Genomic DNA, 18,655 nt, shown 5'->3' with positions numbered 1-18,655 from the left:
TAGCCGCTGACCTGAAAGCGGGTGAACGTGCTTCACCCGTCGTTCGGAAGATTTTCTCCCTAGCCAAACATTGTGATGCTTTCGCTTGCCGCTTGGCAGGCCGAAAACCCGCCGTCTTTGCCAAACGATCATAACAAGCTGATAGCGAGTGGATTGTCCTATTTTACAATCTGAGCAAACGCGCGTCCTCGTTCTCGAAGCCTCGCGAAGCCAGCGGAATTACTGGTCCGACCTTTGGCATTATCGCGAGCTGTTCGCCATCCTCGCTTGGCGCGACGTCGCGGTGCGGTACAAGCAGACAGTCATGGGTGTCGCCTGGGCAATCGTCCGGCCGCTGGTGACGATGATCATCTTCACAGTCGTGTTCGGCAAGCTCGCGAAACTGCCGAGCGACGGGGATGTGCCGTACCCCATCCTGGTGTTCGCCGGGATGCTTCCGTGGTTCCTGTTTTCGAGCATTCTCAGCGAAGCTTCGAACAGCCTCATCAGCAACGCCAGCCTGATCAGTAAGGTCTATTTCCCGCGCCTGATCGTGCCGGCGTCCGCAGGCGTCGTCGCCCTCGTCGATTTCATGATCAACCTCGTTATCCTCTTTGGCTTGATGGCATGGTATGGTTTTGTACCCGGCTGGCACATTGTGTTTCTTCCTGCATTCATTGCATTTGCCGTCGTGGCGAGCCTTGGGCCAGCCCTCTTCATCACCGCGCTGAACGTCAAATACCGAGACGTCCGGTATGCTATCCCCTTTGCGATTCAATTCGGCCTCTATGTTTCGCCCGTCGGCTTTTCGAGCGACATCATCCCCGCCGACGTGCGGTTCTGGTACAGCCTCAACCCGGTCGTCGGCGTTATCGATGGATTCCGTTGGAGCCTTCTCGGGGGCGAGAGCCAACTCTATGTCCCGGGCATTTTGGCGAGCCTCGGCGTTACGGGTTTTATGATGTGGTACGGGCTCAGATACTTTCGCGGCGCTGAACGTGCGTTCGCGGATCTCGTGTAGGCTTCGTTCCGTCGGTGAAGGACGTCGTCATTCGCGCCGAACATCTCGGCAAGCGCTACGTCATCGGACTTCGCGCCCCGCGCGAGAGTTACACCTCACTGCGTGATGTGGTTGCGCGCACGACGACGCGATTTTTGCGCACCGCCTTCGACGTCGCGCGGGGGCGGCAGCTCATTCCAGGCGATGAAATTGAGGAATTCTGGGCGCTGAAAAATGTCTCGTTCGAGCTCAAGCGCGGCGATGTCGTCGGCGTCATCGGTCGTAACGGAGCAGGCAAATCGACGCTTCTGAAAGTCCTCTCACGCATCACCGAACCGACGAGCGGAAGGGTCGAAATCAGGGGCAGCATCGCGAGCCTTCTGGAAGTCGGCACCGGCTTTCATCCCGAACTGACCGGGCGGGAAAACATCTTCCTCAATGGCGCCATTCTCGGCATGAGGCACGCTGAGATCGAACGGAAGTTCGAAGAAATCGTCGCGTTCGCGGAAGTGGAGAAATTCCTCGACACGCCGGTGAAGCGCTACTCGAGCGGCATGTATGTGCGCTTGGCTTTCGCTGTCGCGGCCCACCTGGAGCCGGAGATTCTGGTCGTTGATGAAGTGTTGGCGGTCGGCGATGCGGAATTTCAGAGAAAGTGTCTCGGCAAGATGAAGGACGTCGCCGGACAGGGGAGAACCGTCATCTTCGTCAGCCACAACCTCGCGGCAGTCAAAGCTCTGTGTACCCGAAGCATTCTCCTCGCAGCCGGCCGTGTCGATTGCGACGCTTCGGTCGACGCCGTCATCAAGCAATACGTTAGTGCGAGCGATGCCGCCCATTCGATTTCGTTTGACGAGAATAAAGCGCGGCCCGCGATCTCGGCGATCGAGGTGAATAGCGAGGCGCTCGTCGAACGCGACTTGATCGTCGACATCCATTTTGCGTCGCCGCGGCCTCTGCACACCGCAGTCGGCGGCATTGTGCTGCGAGCCGATACCGGCGAGCCGGTCTGGGGCTCCAATGGACGGTTTCATCCAAACGTAAAACTCGTCAAGGGCCTCACGCACGGAGTTCTGCGATGCGAGGCGCGCCAACTACCAATTCGCCCCGGCCGATATTCCCTATCGGCATGGCTCGGCGACTGGCACGAAGACTACGACGCCAGGATCGATGTTCTGAGTTTCGTCATCGGAGAAGATGACGCGCACGTTCTGCGTCCGCCAGTATCCGCACTGGGTCACCTCGATTGGCCCGCGGAATGGGGCGCGGTCGACGCGGCGCTTCCACAACTTGGGCCGTGCGTGGCCACCAACTTCCAAGCGCGCGTGTAAGCCCCCGAAGTCCGTCAATCGAGAATTCTCCCACCATCATATCCCGGGCGAGATCTTCCCATGAGAAGCATTCCGTACAACTTTCACCGCAACCTGCATTCGCTTTCCGGCGCACGGCACGCGCTGGCCTATCTCCTGTCCGGGAACGAATATTCGAGCCTTCTGGATGTCGGAGCAGGGGTCGGAAACTGGCTGCGTGCCGCGCGCGAGATGGGCATCGACGACGTGCTGGGCATCGACGGCGTTGCGGCCGATTTGACAGAGCTTCATGTCGAAGCCAATTGCATCAAGATCTTTGACCTGCGCGAACCTGTGTGGCTCGGCAGGCGCTTCGACGTCGTACTTTGTCTCGAGGTCGCAGAACATCTTCACGAGGAATGGGCCGCTACCCTGGTGCGGACGCTCTGCACGCACGGAGAGGTTATATTCTTCTCCGGTGCAGCACCCGGCCAGCGCGGCGAGCATCACGTGAACTGCCGCTGGCCGACATACTGGCAAACCCTATTCAACGAGCGTGGCTTCGTCTGCCAAGATGATGTGCGACCGATGATCTGGAGCGACAGCATGATCGAACCTTGGTACCGGCAGAATATCTTTTCCGCGCGCTTCGATCCCGAAAACGCAGGCAGGGAGCCGCGCATCCAGCATCTCATTCATCCCGAAATGACACCGCACATGGATTTTCCCGATTCACCCATCGCGAAGCGGCATCTGGACCTCTCTCAGGGCAAATATCATCCGACTCATTATTTGCGACTGCTCAACCGATCGGTAGGCAAACGCTTCGGAATGCGGCTGCCGATCCGCTGACGTACGAACGCCCGCAGCGTCGGATAGGAACACCAAGTGTCGAACGGCATCTCTGTCGTCATTTGCGCTCACAATAGCGCCGAGCGTCTTCCGCCAACGATCCAGGCGCTGGCTCGATGCAAAGCGGAGTTTCCGGTCGAGATCATTCTCGTCGACAATGATTCGAGCGACGACACGGCGGAGCGGGCGAAAGCGGCTTGGACCGATTGCGGAAACGTCTGCTTCGCTTTCACGATCATCTGGGAGCCGCAGCCCGGCCTGTCATACGCGCGCCGTGCCGGAACGCGCGCTGCATCATTCGACGTCATCCTGTTCTGTGACGACGATAATTGGCTCGCCGAAGACTACCTGATCAACGCCGTGAGGATCATGCAGGATCCCACAATCGGGGCGGCAGGCGGCTGCTCGACTCCGGCGAACCCGGATGGCCTGCCGCCCTGGTTTTATACGTTCTCCTGGGGCTTCGCTGTTGGCGTTCCAATATCGAGAATTGCGCGTCTGCCCGATGCACCGGAAACGGAAAGACAGGTCGATGCCCTTTGGGGCGCCGGCCTCGTCACGCGGCGAGATCTCATCGCATTTCTATACACGTTGCCGGGGTTTCCCATGCTGAGCGGGCGGAAAGGCGAGAAGCTCCTTTCCGGAGAAGATATTGAGATCTCCGCTTGTGTGGCGTGCGCTGGATACAAACTGATTTTCAGCGAAAGACTGAGGTTCAAGCACGCCATCACGCCGTCGCGGCTGACAACAGCTTATGCGAAACGCCTATTCGCAAGCTTCGAGGAGGGGTTTGCGGTCACCGGTCAATACACGAAGATTATCGCAGCTTTCGAATCTCCGGGGCGCGCGGCGGCTGTTAGCTGTGCTCGCATCTTCAAGCACGTTCTGCTTCGCCGATTGACGCGGGAATCGTTCCTGTCGCTGCTCGCCGCGCTGCGTCTGCCCGGATTGATGACGAGCGATCAGAAGCAAATTTATCGAACGGTTGAGAGCGTTCGTGCGCATGGTTCAGTACCGCATAAATCGGTGCGGCCGGCACTGCGAAACGTAGTGTCTGAAAACCCGGCTTAGCGCTGCGTCGATGCCCGCAACCTTGAACGTCGGCGAGGTGGAACGGCGATCTGGCACTTTCGCGCCGACCTGTCTTCACCTGCTCGGCGCATCGAGCGTCACGGGTGGTGGCGGCTCGAATACCTTCGTGCGCGCGTTGGCAAAGCGACAGACCAATCTCGGTTGGAAATCCATCGTCGTCCTGAATCAAGCCCTCGGCGATTGTGAGGCGCCATCTCCTCTTATCGCGTCTCCGCTGGACGTACGCATGCTGCCGCCCGTTCTGGGCACGGGCCGAAAAGCTTATTATGCGCGTCGTCCGGATGCCGCGCCCGGCGTTCGCGAATTATTTGCAGAAACGACGCCTGCCGTCGTGCACTTTCATACGCTCGGTCTCGCCGCGGGCATGTTGCACCTCGAGGCCGCAAAGGCGATCGGTGCGCGGACAGTCGTAACCTACCACACCGGAGGCATATCATGCCCGCAAACCGGCCTGCTGGAAAACGGCTTCTCGCCTTGCGACGGACGTCTTGAAATCGCTCGCTGCACGCGCTGCCGGCTGGCAAATCGCGGCATGCCGGTGAAACTCGCAGACCTCATCGCGCGGATCGAAGTCGGAGACGGCAGCGGAGGCGATGGGACCCTCATCGGTCGCCTCATCTCGTCGCGTTCGATGACCAAAGCCTTTATCACTTCGTTTCAATCGGCAATCGAGTTGATAGATGTCTTCCACATCCAGTCTCGGTGGATCGCTGACGTCCTCCGCCGGAACGGCGTCCCCGAAAGAAAAATAGCCTTCGTCGAAATGGGCGTCTCGCAAGAGCCTGTCGCGATCGGCGAGCGGAAGTGCGAGACGTTCACTGATGCGCGGCCATTGCGGCTAGTGTTCGCGGGGCGATGCAGCGACGTCAAAGGAATAGAAGCGATCCTCGGCGCTTTGAGACAAATCGATCAGCAGGCGCCCATATCCATTTCACTGCTCGGATCGGGCTGGAACTCCGAGTATGGCCAGCGCCTGCTCGGGCCGTTTGCAGGAGACAAACGACTACGCGCGCCGCGGGTCGTTGCTGCGGAGCAAATGCTCCACGAACTCGTCACGCATGATGCCTGCCTGGTGCCGTCGGTGTGCCTCGAGACGGGGCCGCTCGCCGTCTATGAGGCTATGGCCGCAGGACTTCCGGTGATCGGCAGTCGCCTCGGAGGGATCGCGGAGCGAATTCGAGATGACGTCGATGGATTGTTATTTCCGCCCGGAAACGCAACGGAGCTAGCGAAGACGATTGAGTACGTTCTCGCCGCCCCACGCGAGCTCCGCAGGCTTCGCCGCAATATTCGCCCGCAACGAACCTTCGATGATATGGCGCGGGAACTCGACGCGATCTACCGGGGTCGCAACTAAAAGAGCCGGGCTTATTCCGGGCGCCGCCTCGGAACTCCACCGTGGCAGAAGGGTTTGCAGATCGATTGAGGCCGGCCGGATTTGTTAGAGCGGATCGGTGCACTCGAAAGGATCTGAAGCACCCATGTCGCGTGTCGTCTGCATCGACCATATCTCCGTCCGCGTGAGCGACTTTTCGAAATCGAAGGCCTTCTACAGCGGGCTTTTCGATTTTTTGGGATTCGATGTCTTGGACGAATACGAAGACTCGATCGGCTGGACGAACGGGAAAACGCGATATTGGATTTCTCAAGCCGACGCAGTTGGACGAAAGCACATGCACAGAACCGGCGACGTAGGTCTGCACCACTACGCCTTCCAGCTACGAAACAGAAAAGACGTCGATGAACTCCAAACGTACTTGAAGAAGCACCGCGTCACGATCGTGGATCCTGCCGATGAGTATTACGAAGATTACTACGCGGTGTTCTTTCTCGACCCCGACGGCATCAAGCTCGAGGGCATGAAATACGGCGAGAAACACGAAAAAACCGAGGCGAAACATGATGGTAATGCGGCGGCCAAGAAATGAAGCCGCTTATCTATGTTCGCTATTGCAGCGGGTTAGGGAACCATCCAGGATGGGATGGCGTTTGACGGTTTGGTCTCAGCGGTCTGCGCGCGGCGGCGCGGGTTAAAACTCCAGAGAATTTCGTTTGGAACATCCTGCGGCCGATAAGGCTCCCCAAAACCAAAGCAACGTCTCGTTTTCGCAATCTGATGATGGGGCGGATGCGCGTGTCAGCGAAGCGCTGGAAGCTCGTCTGTTCGAGACTCGGCAACACTCTCTTAACCTCGCCGAACCGCTGTCAGCTGAAGATATGGTGGTGCAAGCGTCCGACGATGCCAGTCCCACCAAATGGCATCTGGCGCATGTAACTTGGTTTTTCGAGAATTTCGTTTTAAGGCCGCACTTGGCCGATTACAGAGTCTTCGACGACAAATTCAATTACTGCTTCAACTCTTATTATGAAACGCTAGGCCCACGCCATCCGCGTCCCAAGCGCGGGATGCTGACGCGGCCGACGTCGGAGAGGGTCTTCGCGTATCGTCAGCACGTCGACGAGGGTCTTCGCCGTCTTCTTGCGCGAGACGATTTCGATCGTGATGAGATCAGCCGGCTCATCGAAATCGGCATCAATCACGAGCAACAACATCAAGAACTGCTGCTCACCGATATTCTTGCGCTCTTTGCATCAAATCCGTTGCGCCCCGCCTATCAGGCGCAGCCCGTCGGGCTCGACATCGCCGAAGCAATGCCGCTGAGGTGGACGGAATTCACGGGTGGCATCGTACGAATAGGCCATTCCGGTGAAGGCTTTTCATGGGACAACGAGCTGCCGTCGCACGACGCGCTGGTGCAGCCGTTCAAGCTCGCGGATAGGCTGGTGACCAACGCCGAATGGTTGGCATTCATAGAAGATGGCGGCTACGTGACGCCAACGTTGTGGCTGGCGGACGGCTGGTCGGCAGTCAATCGCGAGGGCTGGGAAAGCCCGCTCTATTGGGAAAAGACAGACGGCGGCTGGTCCCAGATGTCGCTCCAGGGGTTGCTTCCCGTCGCGCGTGCCGAGCCCGTTACGCACATCTCCTATTACGAGGCTGATGCGTTCGCGCGGTGGGCCGGTAAGCGTTTGCCGACGGAATTCGAATGGGAAGTCGCAGCCAACGCAACTCCCAAACAGACGGCGAAATTGCCAAGCGTGCTGCGGCCACAAAGAAGCGATGCCTCGCAAGGTGCCGGGTCGAAGCAGCTTTTCGGCCAGGTCTGGCAATGGACGGCAAGCGCGTATCTTCCCTATCCGGGGTATCGGCCGCCGGCCGGCGCGATAGGCGAATACAACGGAAAATTCATGGTCGGACAGCACGTCCTGCGCGGGTCGTCGTGTGCAACGCCGTCGGGTCATTCCCGCGCGACCTATCGCAACTTCTTTTATCCTCATCAGCGCTGGCAGTTCATCGGCTTGCGCCTCGCGGCGGAGGTCGAGTAATGCGTCACATGCCAACGCTTGAAAGGTTGTCCGCAAGCGATACGACGATTTCGGACTTCGGGCTGAGCGTCATCGAAGGATTGTCGCGAACGCAGAAATCGCTTCCGTGCCGCTACTTTTATGATGCGCGCGGGAGCAGCCTTTTCGAAGAAATCACGCAGCTTCCTGAATATTACCCGACGCGGACCGAGATCGGAATCCTCCAAGCATGTGCTGCGGAAGTCGTTGAGGGATTTTCGGCCGGCGACGTACTTCTCGAGTTCGGCTCAGGCTCGAGCATCAAGACCGAGATCCTCCTCGACCGGATCGCTGATCGCGTCGTCTATGTTCCACTGGACGTCTCCGAAGCGGCATTGGCTGACGCCGTAGCGCGACTGGTGGAGCGCTATCCGGCGCTCGAGATTCGGCCGGTCGTTGCCGATTTTTCAAAGCTGGTGACGCTTCCGAAGGAGTTTTCGAATTCGCGCATAACCGGATTTTTTCCGGGATCGACGATCGGAAACCTCGCGCCAAAGGAGGCGGTCCGGCTGCTGTCGAACTTCAGGAAAGTTCTGGGACAGAGCGGGCGACTGATCATCGGCGTCGATTTGAAGAAAGATCCGCGCGTCCTTATCCGCGCTTACAACGACGCGGCCGGCGTCACCGCAGACTTCAATTTGAACTTGCTCTTACGCATCAATCGCGATCTCGGCGGCACGTTCGATCTGGAAGCATTCCGCCATAAGGCTCTCTATAATCCACGCGCAGGCCGCATTGAAATGCACCTCGTGACGGATCGCTCGCAGGACATCACGGTTTGCGGCCGTCTGTTTCATTTCGCTGACGGCGAAAGCATCCACACCGAGAATTCCTATAAATACACTGTTCCCGAGTTCCGCGAACTTGCAGAGAAGGCCGGTTGGAAAACCAACCGCGTTTGGACCGACCCCGATAACCAATTCAGCGTTCACGAGTTGACTTGAGGATCGTCCATCGGGCGGCGCGAAACCTATTCCCTGTTTTTTTCTGAACTCCTACGCGCCGCAACGCCCTTAGGCGAACTCCGATGTCTGGCGTCGCATACCCGGCACTGAGCAGCCGGTTCCCTGCGTTGTGGAACTTAATGACGCGTCTAGGCATTGACGGAGGCTTGTCGGGAACAGCTCACAACACGGAGGAACACATGCTTGCCCCAGAATCGATTCTTGCCTGGATAGTCATCGGTGCAATCGCGGGGTGGCTCGCGGGTCTTCTCGTCAAGGGGTATGGCTTCGGATTGATCGGCAACATCATCATCGGCATTCTCGGCGCCGGTATCGCCGGCATTCTCGCGCAAAGCATGGGGCTTTATACGGAATCGACAGCCGGAAACATCGTGGCCGCCGTGATCGGATCACTCATCCTTCTTTTTGTCGTGGGCTTGGTCCGGCGCGCATAAGAACGATCGCCCAGTGAATGAAAGCGTGCGGGCGAACCACGTCGACCGCACGCTTTTTTTATTCAGGCGGATCTTTGAGGTCTTCGAGACATTCGGCTCTTATCCACAACGGCCTTGAGGCGGAGCAGGAATGGACCTAGGCGCCACCCCGTTTTTTTCAGGAACGGAAAAGGAAAAACGCCATGACGCCGAACCTCTTGCCGCTTGAAATCATCCTCGCCCTGCAGTCGATAGCGGGCGCAATTATTTGCTGGATCCTGGTCTTCGGGCCGAAGGACGAGTGATGTCGTGATCGGTATCGCCCCTGTGCGCCTGTTCGACATCGTGCAAGCGGTTGAGACGCTCGAGGATCGGCCGAGACGTCATCCAATCCATATCTTCTTGCAGAATTTCCTTCAGAGGTTCGGTCACTCGATCTTTGAAGATCTCGACCCAGTGGCTCTGATGCTCGTCAGCGGGAGCGATCTCCGACCGCTTGCGCGGAAGACGCCGGTTACTCAAGTTACTCAAACTCACTGGGATGTTCCAAACGGCTGCAAATTTTCAACGGGCCAGACGAAATAGCCATTCGCGGCAACGCCGCGAAGTATTGGTTCCGGGTCAACTCCGAAAGGCGTTACTTCCTGTACGCCCAACGGGAATTCACCCTTAAAATTCCATCGGCAAATTGCGGGATGCGGTAAGTTGCGTCCCTCGCGATCGAGCGTGACTGCGCTCAGTGTGCGAGCCGAATTGACGAATAAAAACGCCTTCCGGGCGTCGTCCTGTTCGCACTCACTCATGACGGTTAGATCCTCAGGGTGCGTGATCGGCTTCGCTGGCCGGAACCAGTACCGCCTCCATACGGCCTCGCGGCGCGACCCCAACGTAGAAGAGAAACAATGGATCGTCGAAGTTGGTTCCCGCATAGACGCAGTGAAGGGGAGCCCGGCCTCGCGAAGTGACGATTCCGTAATTAATATTGTTCGGCGGCACGATGCTTGGCGGCTAGCCACACGGAAATGCACTTGGTAAGTAAGGCTTCCCTCTGAAGTATCGCCAAGAGCGAGATGCCCCCCAACCCTCAAAGACTTCTTCGTACAACATATGCCTTTGGCGCCGCGGGGTTCGCGGCCCTCTTGCTGTTGATGTTGGCATCGTTCTGGCTTGCTCAGCGCACCCAGTCGACGACCGAGAATGTCTTGAAGGCCCGCGCACAGCGTACGGTCCTCGTGCGATTGCTGTCGACGGTGCAGGACGCTGAAACAGGGCAGCGCGGATATTTGCTGACCGGCGAAGATCGCTATCTCAAGCCATACGAGACCGCCATCGCGGATATCGGGCAGCGTCTCAAAGATGTTCGGGCGGCTTTCAGTGAAAATCCGGATGAAGGCCCGGCGATCGAGGAAATCGACAAGGCGATTGACGACAAGCTCGCGGAATTAGCGAAGACCATTAGCGCGTTCAAGGCAGGCAAGCCTTCCGAAGCTCTCGATATCGTCAAGAGCGATCGCGGTAAGGATCTGATGGATCACATCCGCGTCTTGATCGGAGAAGCGTTTCAGCGCGTCGATAAGAAACTGAGCGAAGGCGTCGAGCAGCAGCGGGTCGACTCCTCGGCGGCTCGTGAGTTCTCGCTTTTAGCAGGCATCTTCATTCTGCTTACAGCCCTGGGAAGCATCGCGACCATCGTCAGGTATACGCGCCAGCTCGTTTCGGCGCGCAATGAACTTCAGGAACTCAACACTGGTCTGGAAAATCGCGTCGCGGAAAGAACGGCCGATCTGCAGCGCGCCAACGAAGAGATCCAACGGTTCGCCTACATCGTAAGCCACGACCTGCGAGCCCCGCTCGTAAACGTCATGGGATATACGAGCGAGCTGGAAGCCAGCTTGGAGACGCTGCAGGCGTTGACGAAAGATCCTCAGATCGATGTCCTGGCGACTGCCGAAGCGGCGAAAGCTGCGGTGACGACGGATATGCCTGAATCCATCGGATTCATCCGTACCTCGACCCAAAAAATGGATGGCCTCATAAAAGCTATATTGAAGCTTTCCCGTGAAGGGCAGCGGGTGCTGGCGCCGGAACGGATAAACCTCGCCGAGTTCTTCGATTCAGTCGCCGACAGCGTGCAGCACCGCGTTTCGTCCGCCGGGGGAGAAATTCGCGTTGTGAAGCCTCTCGCCTCCATCGAGGGAGATCGGCTCGCCCTGGAGCAAATCTTCGGAAACCTCGTGGATAATGCCCTGAAATATCGCGCCAAGGATCGCCCGCCGGTCATCAAGATCAGTCAGGTCTCGCACCGCTGGGGTGCCGTCGACATTGAGGTTCAAGATAACGGACGCGGCATTGGGGATGAGGACCGGGAGAGGGTTTTTGACCTCTTCCGCCGGGCCGGACCCCAGGATCAGCAAGGGGAGGGCATCGGCCTCGCCCACGTCCGGACCCTCGTCAGAAGGCTAGGCGGCGAAATAACGATGACATCGCAATTAGGTCGTGGCACCACATTCCGGGTGACGCTGCCGAGCAAGTTGAACACCCGGGGACAATGATCCAATGACGAACATCGGCGACGCAGTACGAATCGTAATGATCGAAGACGATGCTGGGCACGCCCGGCTCATCGAGCGGAATATCCGGCGGGCGGGCGTTAATAACGAAATTCTTCCTTTCACGACAGGAACGGATGCCCTGGATTACGTGTTTGGACCCGATGGCAGTGGCGAAGTCAGCTCCAAGAGGCATTTATTGGTGTTGTTGGACCTCAACCTACCCGACATGACCGGCGTCAGTATCCTCGAAAAAATCAAAGCGAATGAGCATACTCGCCGCATTCCGGTGGTCGTCCTGACGACGACTGACGACGAGCGCGAAATCAAACGCTGCTATGACCTGGGGGCAAACGTTTACATCACGAAGCCGGTTGACTACGACAGCTTCTCCAACGCCATTCGGCAGCTCGGATTGTTCTTCTCCGTGATACAGGTTCCGGAAACCCAGTGACAATGTCACGCTCGACGGTCCTGTACATCGATGACGATCCCGGCATTGCGAGGCTGGTTCAAAAGACGCTTGAAACGCGCGGATATGACGTCGTGATTGCAGCGTCCGGCCCCGAGGGGTTGGAGCTTATGACGAGCCGGCTCTTCGACATTGTTGCGCTGGATCATCATATGCCGGGCCATACGGGCCTCGAGGTCCTGAAAGACATTCGCACGCTCCCCGGCGCTCCCCCCGTGATCTATGTGACGGGGTCGGAAGACAGCCACATCGCAGTCACCGCGTTGAAATCGGGCGCCGTGGACTACGTCTGGAAAGACGTCCAAGGCCACTTTCGCGAGCTGCTTGCGAAGGCCATAGCAACGGCGCTGGATCAAGAAAAGCTGCGCCGCGAAAAGGAGGCCGCCGATCAGGAGGTTCGCCTCGCGCGTGACCGGGCGGAGCTATTGCTGAAGGAGGTCAATCACCGGGTCGCTAATTCGCTCGCGATCGTGGCGGGCCTCGTCGGGCTTCAACGTAACTCGATAAAGGACGCATCCGCGCGCGATCTTCTCGCCCGCGTGCAGGGAAGAATAATCGCCATCGCCAGTGTCCACCGCCGGCTTTACACGTCGCCGGACGTTCGTAACGTCGATGTCTGCGATTACCTGGCCGGGTTGGTCGAGGATCTGAAAGCCGCGATGGTTGACGAGGGGCGAAACCATTCTATTCGGCTCGACTGCACAAAATTGCTTCTTCCGACCGACAAGGCCGTTTCGCTCGGGATCATAACAACCGAGCTTGTCACGAACGCCTATAAATACGCCTACCCGGAAAACCGGATGGGCGAAATCCGCGTCATCCTCACGACCGAAGGTGGCCGGGGCTCGCTCGCCGTCGAAGACGATGGCGTCGGGCTGAATGCGCAGACGCCGAGCGGCACGGGGCTGGGTTCGAAAGTTATCGCCTCGATGGCAACGAACCTTGGCGGAGAGCTGCGATTCACAGCCGGGACGCATGGCACCAGCGCCGCGCTTTCCTTCCCCCTATGAAATCCCGGTCGTCAAATGCCGGTTAGGAAACCATAGCCGCCAACACGCGCTCTACATCTTCGAAGATGTAGGGCTTGGTGATCATCGGACGTTGCTTGAAGTCCTTCGGCAAGGAGTCGGCGCCGCGCCCCGTCGCGAATGCGAAAGGAACGGCCGCTTTCGCGAGTACTTCCGCAACCGGCGTACTCTCCTGCGGTCCGAGCGCGCAGTCCAGAATTGCGCAATCCGGGCGGCCGTCATTCAACAGCGAGAGCGCATGCTCGACGGTCGCCGCAGGTCCGACGACCTCGTGCCCCAGCTCTTCGACATACATCCCGAGAAGCTCTGCAATCAGAGCCTCGTCCTCGACGATCAGAATACGCGCCAAACTGTTCAGCTCTCGCTCGCTCCGCCCCGGGCCATCTCGGAAGAGAGTGCCGAAGGCGAGTTCATTTATGATTTGTCCGTCTTCGCGGCGCGGAGCCGCTTGGCGTCTTGGAGGTCGACCAAATTCCAATTCTGCAACTGCTTGCTACGCGCCTGTAACAAGTTCTGGATCGCCCGATCGAGTTCCGAGATCTGATACGGCTTTTGCAAGGTGACGAACTGGCCCTGCGCCTGTTCCACGCGCTTGTTGGAGCCGCTTGCGAGTATGACGGGAAGGCCCGGCCAAGTCCGGCGGATGAATTCTGCGAATTCCAATCCATCCATGGCACCGGGCATCATGATGTCGCTGAAAACAAGATCGAATGCTTCTTGCTCGAGAATGCGCAACGCGTCGTTTGTATTGCTGGCCAGCTGAACCGTGTGACCGAGTTGCATGATGAGCGCGGCCGTAACCTCGGTAACGTCGGGATTGTCTTCAATGACGAGAATACGGGCCTTTCCGCGCGGGCCGGGCTGGTCCTTTGCGGCCTCAGCTTTCCGAGCTTCCGGGAACGCGCGCGGCAGGAACATCGTCACTCGCGTTCCGGCGCCAACCTCGCTGTCGATCGAGACCGTACCGCCGGATTGGTGCGCGAAGCCGTAAACCTGCGAGAGGCCGAGACCCGTCCCCTTGCCGGTCGCCTTGGTCGTGAAAAATGGATCGAACACTTTGTTGATAACGTCTTTGGGGATGCCCGCGCCCGTATCGGAAACGCTGAGGGCAATGAATTCCCTTTTCGGTTCTTCCGAACTCCCGTCCGCCGGGAGCGTGACGTTATCAGCCGAAATCGTGATGCAGCCGCCCAGAGGCAGCGCATCTCGCGCATTCAGCACAAGGTTCATGAGTGCGAGCTCAAGCTCGTTCGGGTCTGCCATGACCATCCAAGTGTCGGGCAGCACCGCACCGTTGAGACGCGTATTGGCAGGCAGCGAGGTGGCGAGCATGGACTGTAGCCCGGGCAGCCGCTCCGAGAGCGAAACGGGCTGAGGCTCCAGCCGCTGCATACGCGAAAAGCCGAGCAACTGTCGCGTGAGGGAGGCGCCGCGTTGGACGGTCGCCTCAATGCTCTCGATCGCCTTGGTGCCCCGGGGCTCTGTCACTTTCGACTTGAGGATGCGTGCTTGCCCGCCGACGATCATCAGCAGATTGTTGAAGTCGTGCGCGATGCCGCCCGTCAACTGTCCTAACGCTTCCATCTTCTGCGCATGAGCCAGTTGCTCTTGCGCGCGTTGGAGGGCGATTTGCGCATCGCGGCGTTCGGTGATGTCGCGCGTGATCTTGGCGAACCCGATAAGATGGCCAGTTTCGTCGCGAATGGCATCGAGAACAACGTTCGCCCAGAACCTCGTGCCGTCTTTGCGAACGCGCCAGCCTTCGCCCTCGAACCGGCCCTCGTGGGCGGCCGTATGGATCGCGCGGGCTGGACCGCCCGCTAATCGATCTTCCTCGGTATAAAATCGGGAGAAGTGACTTCCGATAATTTCCTTGGGGCTGTAGCCCTTGATCTTTTCGGCACCCGCATTCCAACTCACGATGACGCCGTTCGGGTCGAGCATGAAAAGGGCGTAATCGATGACGGCCGAGACGAGCATGCGAAACTGCCGCTCGCTCTCGCGTAGCGCTTCTTGCGCGCTTCGACGCTCCGTGATGTCACGCGTGATTTTGGCAAATCCGACGAGATCGCCTGCTTCGTTGCGAATGGGTTCGATGACGACCGAAGCCCAGAAGCGGCCGCCGTCTTTGCGCAGGCGCCAGCCTTCGGTTTCGAACTTGCCTTCGGACCGGGCGGTCTCAAGCGCGATTGCCGGCAGACCGCGCGCGCGATCCTCTTTCGTGTAAAACCTGCTGAAGTGGGTGCCCACGACCTCTTTGGCGGGGAAGCCCTTGATGCGAGCGGCGCCTGCATTCCAATTGGTAATTACCCCGCTCGGATCCAGCATGTAGATCGCGTAATCGACGACGCTATCAACGAGCAGATGGAAGCGCTGTTCGCTCTCCATGAGAGCTTTGTTGCTCTCGTACTTGTCGGTGATATCGCGAGTTACTTTGCCAAAGCCGAGAAGCGTTCCCGCCTCGTCCCTGATCGCTTGAATGACGGAAAGGGCCCAGAACCGGCTTCCGTCCTTGCGGACGCGCCATCCCTCTGCCTCGTAGCGCCCGGCGTCGCGCGCGATAGAGAGGATCTTCTGCGGAAGACCCTGCCGCTGATCGGCGTCGGAAAAGAAGCGCGAGAAGTGCTGCCCGATGATTTCTGACTCTTGGTAGCCCTTGATCAGGCGGGCACCGGTGTTCCAGGTGGCGATGAAGCCATCCGGATCGACCATGTAAATCGCATAATCGCTAAGCGTCTTAACCAGCAATTCGAATTGCCGGCCTTGGTCAAATTGATGAAGTCTGGCAATATCGGGCGACGACATCGGGACTATTACTACTTCGATATGCGGCGGGGATGTCTTGAACAGATTTCCAGCTTTGGAATATACCATAGGCTCGAGCTGGCCGGGAATTCTTTTTGCTGCGTCAAGCTAGACACGAATATACAGTAAGTACCGGTTAAATCTCATGATCTCCCCACCGCTCATTGTCCCGGACGACCTCTGATGATGGGGAAACAAGCCTGCTATCGTCTTTCGGCCGCCGGTGGCCCGGATGACGGACCGGACGGGCGTATAAGTTCATCCCCGGGCACGTCCGGTTTGCGAGACCTTCCTTATCGGGTCGAGTTGTGGGATCCGGCAAAAGCGACCGTCGAGCTTGTGCTAGCGGCGACGGTCAGCGGCAGCATTGGCTATGCCGCGTATCATGCGGCAACGGTTGAATTTCCGGACCGTTATATCGTCCTCCGTCATAAGGATGCCGTGCTGTCCCGATGGAACGCCCCAACGCATTGATCAAGGACGAGAATGGTCGGTGATATTTGCTCGGTGGCATTGAACGCAAAAAGATCCAGTGGCCGGTTGCCTTCGTACCGGTCGCTGTAATTTGACGACCCACGGTACGAGCAACAACCTTGCGACCTTCGGATAGTCGGGGTTTAATCTATGCCACATACCATTCCCTGGAACTGATTTGGCCTCACGCTATTTAGCGTCACGCGCGAAGGAGAACGGCAATCGAACTGGCGCCTGTAGGAAAGGGGGAGGGCCTGGCACAGCGTTCGATACTCGTTGTGGAGGATGAGATCCTCATCCGGCTGCATCTGGCAGAGGAATTGCGCGAGGCTGGATACGCAGTTGTCGAAGCGACCGACAGCCACGAAGCGATGACCGTATTGACGAGCCGCGATGATATTGGGCTTGTGGTGACGGACATACGCATGCCGGGTAACATAGACGGCGTGGCTCTGGGCCGTTGGATACGCACCAAGTTCCCTCACATTAAAATCGTGCTCGTCTCTGCCGAATTCTATTCCGAGAACTTCATGGAATTCGACGGCGGGTTCACGAAGCCGGTCCGCGTCAATGAACTGCTGCGCCGGGTGCGACAATTGCTTCCTCAAGCGGAACACGGTGGTTCGCGCGGTCGTTAAAACCACGTGAAACCTGACGCCAAAAAACCCATCTCCGCAACGGTATTAGTCGTTGAGGATGCTGTGCTCATTCGGATGCCGATCGCGGCTTACCTGCGCGATTGCGGATACCGAGTTATTGAGGCAGCGAGCAGCGACGAGGCTCTCGTCGTTCTGCAGCACCACACCACAATCGATGTCCTTTTCAGCGACGCCGAGGTGGCAGGAGCCCTCGACGCGTTTGCACTTTCCCAATGGACGCGAAAAAACCGCCCGCAGACAAAAATAGTTTTGGCAGGCTCCCCGAAGACAGCTGCGAAGGCGGCGGGCAAGCTCTGCGAAGAAGGGCCCCATCTTGCAAAGCCCTACGAACCGGAGGCCGTCGAAGACTATATTCGCCGGTTGTTGGCCCTTCAAAGCGCCGACGAGTCCAGCTAGCGGTTTGCACCGCTGGCCGAGGTACACGCAATCGCTTGAAGCTTCGACTTTATCAACGAAACTAAAGCATCCACTAACCCGACGCGGTGTCTCTAGACGCTGGACCTTTGACAGCGCGGAGGAAGGGACGTGGACACCCCAAAAAACGTATACCGCTATCGCTTGGAAAAAGAACCGGCGACCCACGTCAAGCCGGGCGGAAGCACGCGCGAAGCATCCGCAAAGCAATTCCCTGTCAGCCAGGGAATTGCGGGAGTCTCGATGCGGCTCGCCCCGGGCGGTATGCGGGAATTGCATTGGCACGCCAATGCAGCCGAATGGGGCTTTGTCGTCAAAGGCAGCGTCCGCACGACGTGCTTGCATCCGGATGGCTCATCATACATCGACACGTTCAATCCGGGCGACGTTTGGTATTTCCCGCGTGGGTACGGTCATTCGATTCAATGTCTCGGCCCAGGCGAGTGCCATTTCATTCTTATCTTCGATAACGGGTATTTCTCCGAAGATCACACATTCAGCATAACCGACTGGTTGTCGCGAACCCCAGCTGCGATCGCCGCCCAGACCCTCGGTGTCGGCGCCGACGTCGTCGCCAAGCTTCCGAAAGGCGAAGTCTATTTTGCAGGACCCGGCCCGATACCAAACGATGTCTCTCCATATGCAGCCCCTCGTCATGATCCGGCGCTATTGAGCATGCACCGCTATCCACTCATGGCGCAGCAGCCGCGGCGTTCTCCGGGTGGCGGCACGCAGCGCACGGTGACAGTCGATGAGTTCCCGATCTCCGCGACGATGGCAGGCTCCGTCCTCGAAATCGAACCGGGCGGCATGCGAGACCTCCACTGGCATCCGGGCGCCGATGAATGGCAGTACTATCTTGAAGGATCGGCAGAGATGGCGGTGTTCCTCGCCGAAGGAAGCGTCGTCTTGAACGAGTTCGAGCAAGGCGATGTCGGGTACGCCCCGATGGGGACGGGCCATTACATCAAGAATACCGGAGGCGGCCTATTGAGGGTCCTCGTCGGATTTAACAATGGTCGCTATCAGGCCAATGACCTGTCCGCGTGGATTAGCTCGAACCCGCCCGACGTTATATCCACGAATCTCGGCCTTCCGATGGATGACGTCAAAAAGCTCCCCGCGGCCGCGCACTTCTTCGTGCGTGGCACAGTTTGATCAATCGCCCCACGATGGTGGATGACTGTATCATCGCGCCTTGCGGACGATCGGACATGCGCAGTAAATGCAATTATCAATGGGCAAACGCGGCGAATCTC

Annotated in this window: 19 protein-coding genes; 16 read left to right on the top strand and 3 right to left on the bottom strand. The window is 58.3% G+C overall.

All coding sequences use genetic code 11. The features are described 5' to 3' along the window. Nucleotides 1–148: 148 nt before the first annotated feature. The 9 genes from AACL53_RS15885 (at nt 149) to AACL53_RS15845 (ending at nt 9,016) form a co-directional block, all read left to right on the top strand. Nucleotides 149–1,000 (top strand): ABC transporter permease, encoded by an 852-nt coding sequence (locus AACL53_RS15885; protein WP_339085507.1) that lies wholly within the window; start codon nt 149–151, stop codon nt 998–1,000. Between the two features lie 14 nt (nt 1,001–1,014). After that, nucleotides 1,015–2,310 (top strand): ABC transporter ATP-binding protein, encoded by a 1,296-nt coding sequence (locus AACL53_RS15880; RefSeq protein ID WP_339085506.1) that lies wholly within the window; start codon nt 1,015–1,017, stop codon nt 2,308–2,310. A gap of 60 nt (nt 2,311–2,370) precedes the next feature. Continuing rightward, nucleotides 2,371–3,120: a bifunctional 2-polyprenyl-6-hydroxyphenol methylase/3-demethylubiquinol 3-O-methyltransferase UbiG gene (locus AACL53_RS15875; RefSeq protein WP_339085505.1), complete on the top strand. Its 750-nt coding sequence runs from the start codon at nt 2,371–2,373 to the stop codon at nt 3,118–3,120. 36 nt (nt 3,121–3,156) lie between these two features. Next, nucleotides 3,157–4,191, top strand: coding sequence for a glycosyltransferase (locus AACL53_RS15870; RefSeq protein WP_339085503.1), 1,035 nt, complete (start codon nt 3,157–3,159; stop codon nt 4,189–4,191). 10 nt (nt 4,192–4,201) lie between these two features. Then, the gene (locus tag AACL53_RS15865) at nt 4,202–5,569 is read left to right on the top strand and encodes a glycosyltransferase (RefSeq protein ID WP_339085502.1); all 1,368 of its coding nucleotides are present in this window, start codon (nt 4,202–4,204) and stop codon (nt 5,567–5,569) included. Nucleotides 5,570–5,693: 124 nt separating this feature from the next. Beyond that, nucleotides 5,694–6,140: a VOC family protein gene (locus AACL53_RS15860; protein WP_339085501.1), complete on the top strand. Its 447-nt coding sequence runs from the start codon at nt 5,694–5,696 to the stop codon at nt 6,138–6,140. 220 nt (nt 6,141–6,360) lie between these two features. Beyond that, the gene (gene egtB, locus AACL53_RS15855; protein WP_339086962.1) at nt 6,361–7,599 is read left to right on the top strand and encodes an ergothioneine biosynthesis protein EgtB; all 1,239 of its coding nucleotides are present in this window, start codon (nt 6,361–6,363) and stop codon (nt 7,597–7,599) included. Further along, complete coding sequence (egtD, locus tag AACL53_RS15850) at nt 7,599–8,561, top strand: L-histidine N(alpha)-methyltransferase (protein WP_339085500.1); 963 nt, start codon at nt 7,599–7,601, stop codon at nt 8,559–8,561. Before egtB ends, egtD begins: the two co-directional genes overlap by 1 nt. Before the next feature lie 200 nt (nt 8,562–8,761). After that, complete coding sequence (locus tag AACL53_RS15845) at nt 8,762–9,016, top strand: GlsB/YeaQ/YmgE family stress response membrane protein (protein ID WP_339085499.1); 255 nt, start codon at nt 8,762–8,764, stop codon at nt 9,014–9,016. Nucleotides 9,017–9,259: 243 nt separating this feature from the next. Here the strand turns inward: AACL53_RS15845 and AACL53_RS15840 are convergent, their stop codons facing one another. Then, nucleotides 9,260–9,532, bottom strand: a complete 273-nt coding sequence (locus AACL53_RS15840; protein WP_339085498.1) for a hypothetical protein — start codon at nt 9,530–9,532, stop codon at nt 9,260–9,262. A gap of 533 nt (nt 9,533–10,065) precedes the next feature. Between AACL53_RS15840 and AACL53_RS15835 the strand changes: the two genes are divergently transcribed. Genes AACL53_RS15835 through AACL53_RS15825 form a run of 3 tightly spaced genes read left to right on the top strand, consistent with a single transcriptional unit; the run spans nt 10,066 to nt 13,026 of the window. After that, a complete protein-coding gene (locus AACL53_RS15835; RefSeq protein ID WP_339085497.1) occupies nt 10,066–11,547 on the top strand; it encodes a CHASE3 domain-containing protein in 1,482 nt (493 codons plus the stop codon). Nucleotides 11,548–11,551: 4 nt separating this feature from the next. Next, nucleotides 11,552–11,998, top strand: a complete 447-nt coding sequence (locus tag AACL53_RS15830; RefSeq protein ID WP_339085496.1) for a response regulator — start codon at nt 11,552–11,554, stop codon at nt 11,996–11,998. A gap of 2 nt (nt 11,999–12,000) precedes the next feature. Further along, nucleotides 12,001–13,026 (top strand): sensor histidine kinase, encoded by a 1,026-nt coding sequence (locus AACL53_RS15825; protein ID WP_339085495.1) that lies wholly within the window; start codon nt 12,001–12,003, stop codon nt 13,024–13,026. Between the two features lie 22 nt (nt 13,027–13,048). On the opposite strand, the gene AACL53_RS15820 is transcribed toward AACL53_RS15825, so the two are convergent. Next, entirely contained in the window at nt 13,049–13,393 is a 345-nt protein-coding gene (locus AACL53_RS15820) for a response regulator (RefSeq protein ID WP_339085494.1), read from the bottom strand. Nucleotides 13,394–13,458: 65 nt separating this feature from the next. Next, nucleotides 13,459–15,792 (bottom strand): PAS domain S-box protein, encoded by a 2,334-nt coding sequence (locus AACL53_RS15815; protein WP_339085493.1) that lies wholly within the window; start codon nt 15,790–15,792, stop codon nt 13,459–13,461. Nucleotides 15,793–16,032: 240 nt separating this feature from the next. Here AACL53_RS15815 and AACL53_RS15810 point away from each other — a divergent pair, with 240 nt between their 5' ends. The 4 genes from AACL53_RS15810 (at nt 16,033) to AACL53_RS15795 (ending at nt 18,554) form a co-directional block, all read left to right on the top strand. Further along, complete coding sequence (locus AACL53_RS15810) at nt 16,033–16,323, top strand: hypothetical protein (protein ID WP_339085492.1); 291 nt, start codon at nt 16,033–16,035, stop codon at nt 16,321–16,323. Between the two features lie 278 nt (nt 16,324–16,601). Continuing rightward, entirely contained in the window at nt 16,602–16,961 is a 360-nt protein-coding gene (locus tag AACL53_RS15805; protein ID WP_339085491.1) for a response regulator, read from the top strand. A gap of 6 nt (nt 16,962–16,967) precedes the next feature. Next, on the top strand, nt 16,968–17,378 hold the full coding sequence (locus tag AACL53_RS15800; protein ID WP_339085490.1) for a response regulator: 411 nt from the start codon (nt 16,968–16,970) through the stop codon (nt 17,376–17,378). Nucleotides 17,379–17,507: 129 nt separating this feature from the next. After that, the gene (locus tag AACL53_RS15795; protein ID WP_339085489.1) at nt 17,508–18,554 is read left to right on the top strand and encodes a cupin domain-containing protein; all 1,047 of its coding nucleotides are present in this window, start codon (nt 17,508–17,510) and stop codon (nt 18,552–18,554) included. The last annotated feature ends 101 nt before the right edge of the window (nt 18,555–18,655 follow it).

Source organism: Hyphomicrobium sp. ghe19, from assembly GCF_902712875.1.
In the GTDB taxonomy this organism is placed as follows: domain Bacteria; phylum Pseudomonadota; class Alphaproteobacteria; order Rhizobiales; family Hyphomicrobiaceae; genus Hyphomicrobium_B.
Note: the sequence above shows the minus strand (reverse complement) of the source record. Positions and strands in the feature narration are given on the sequence as shown.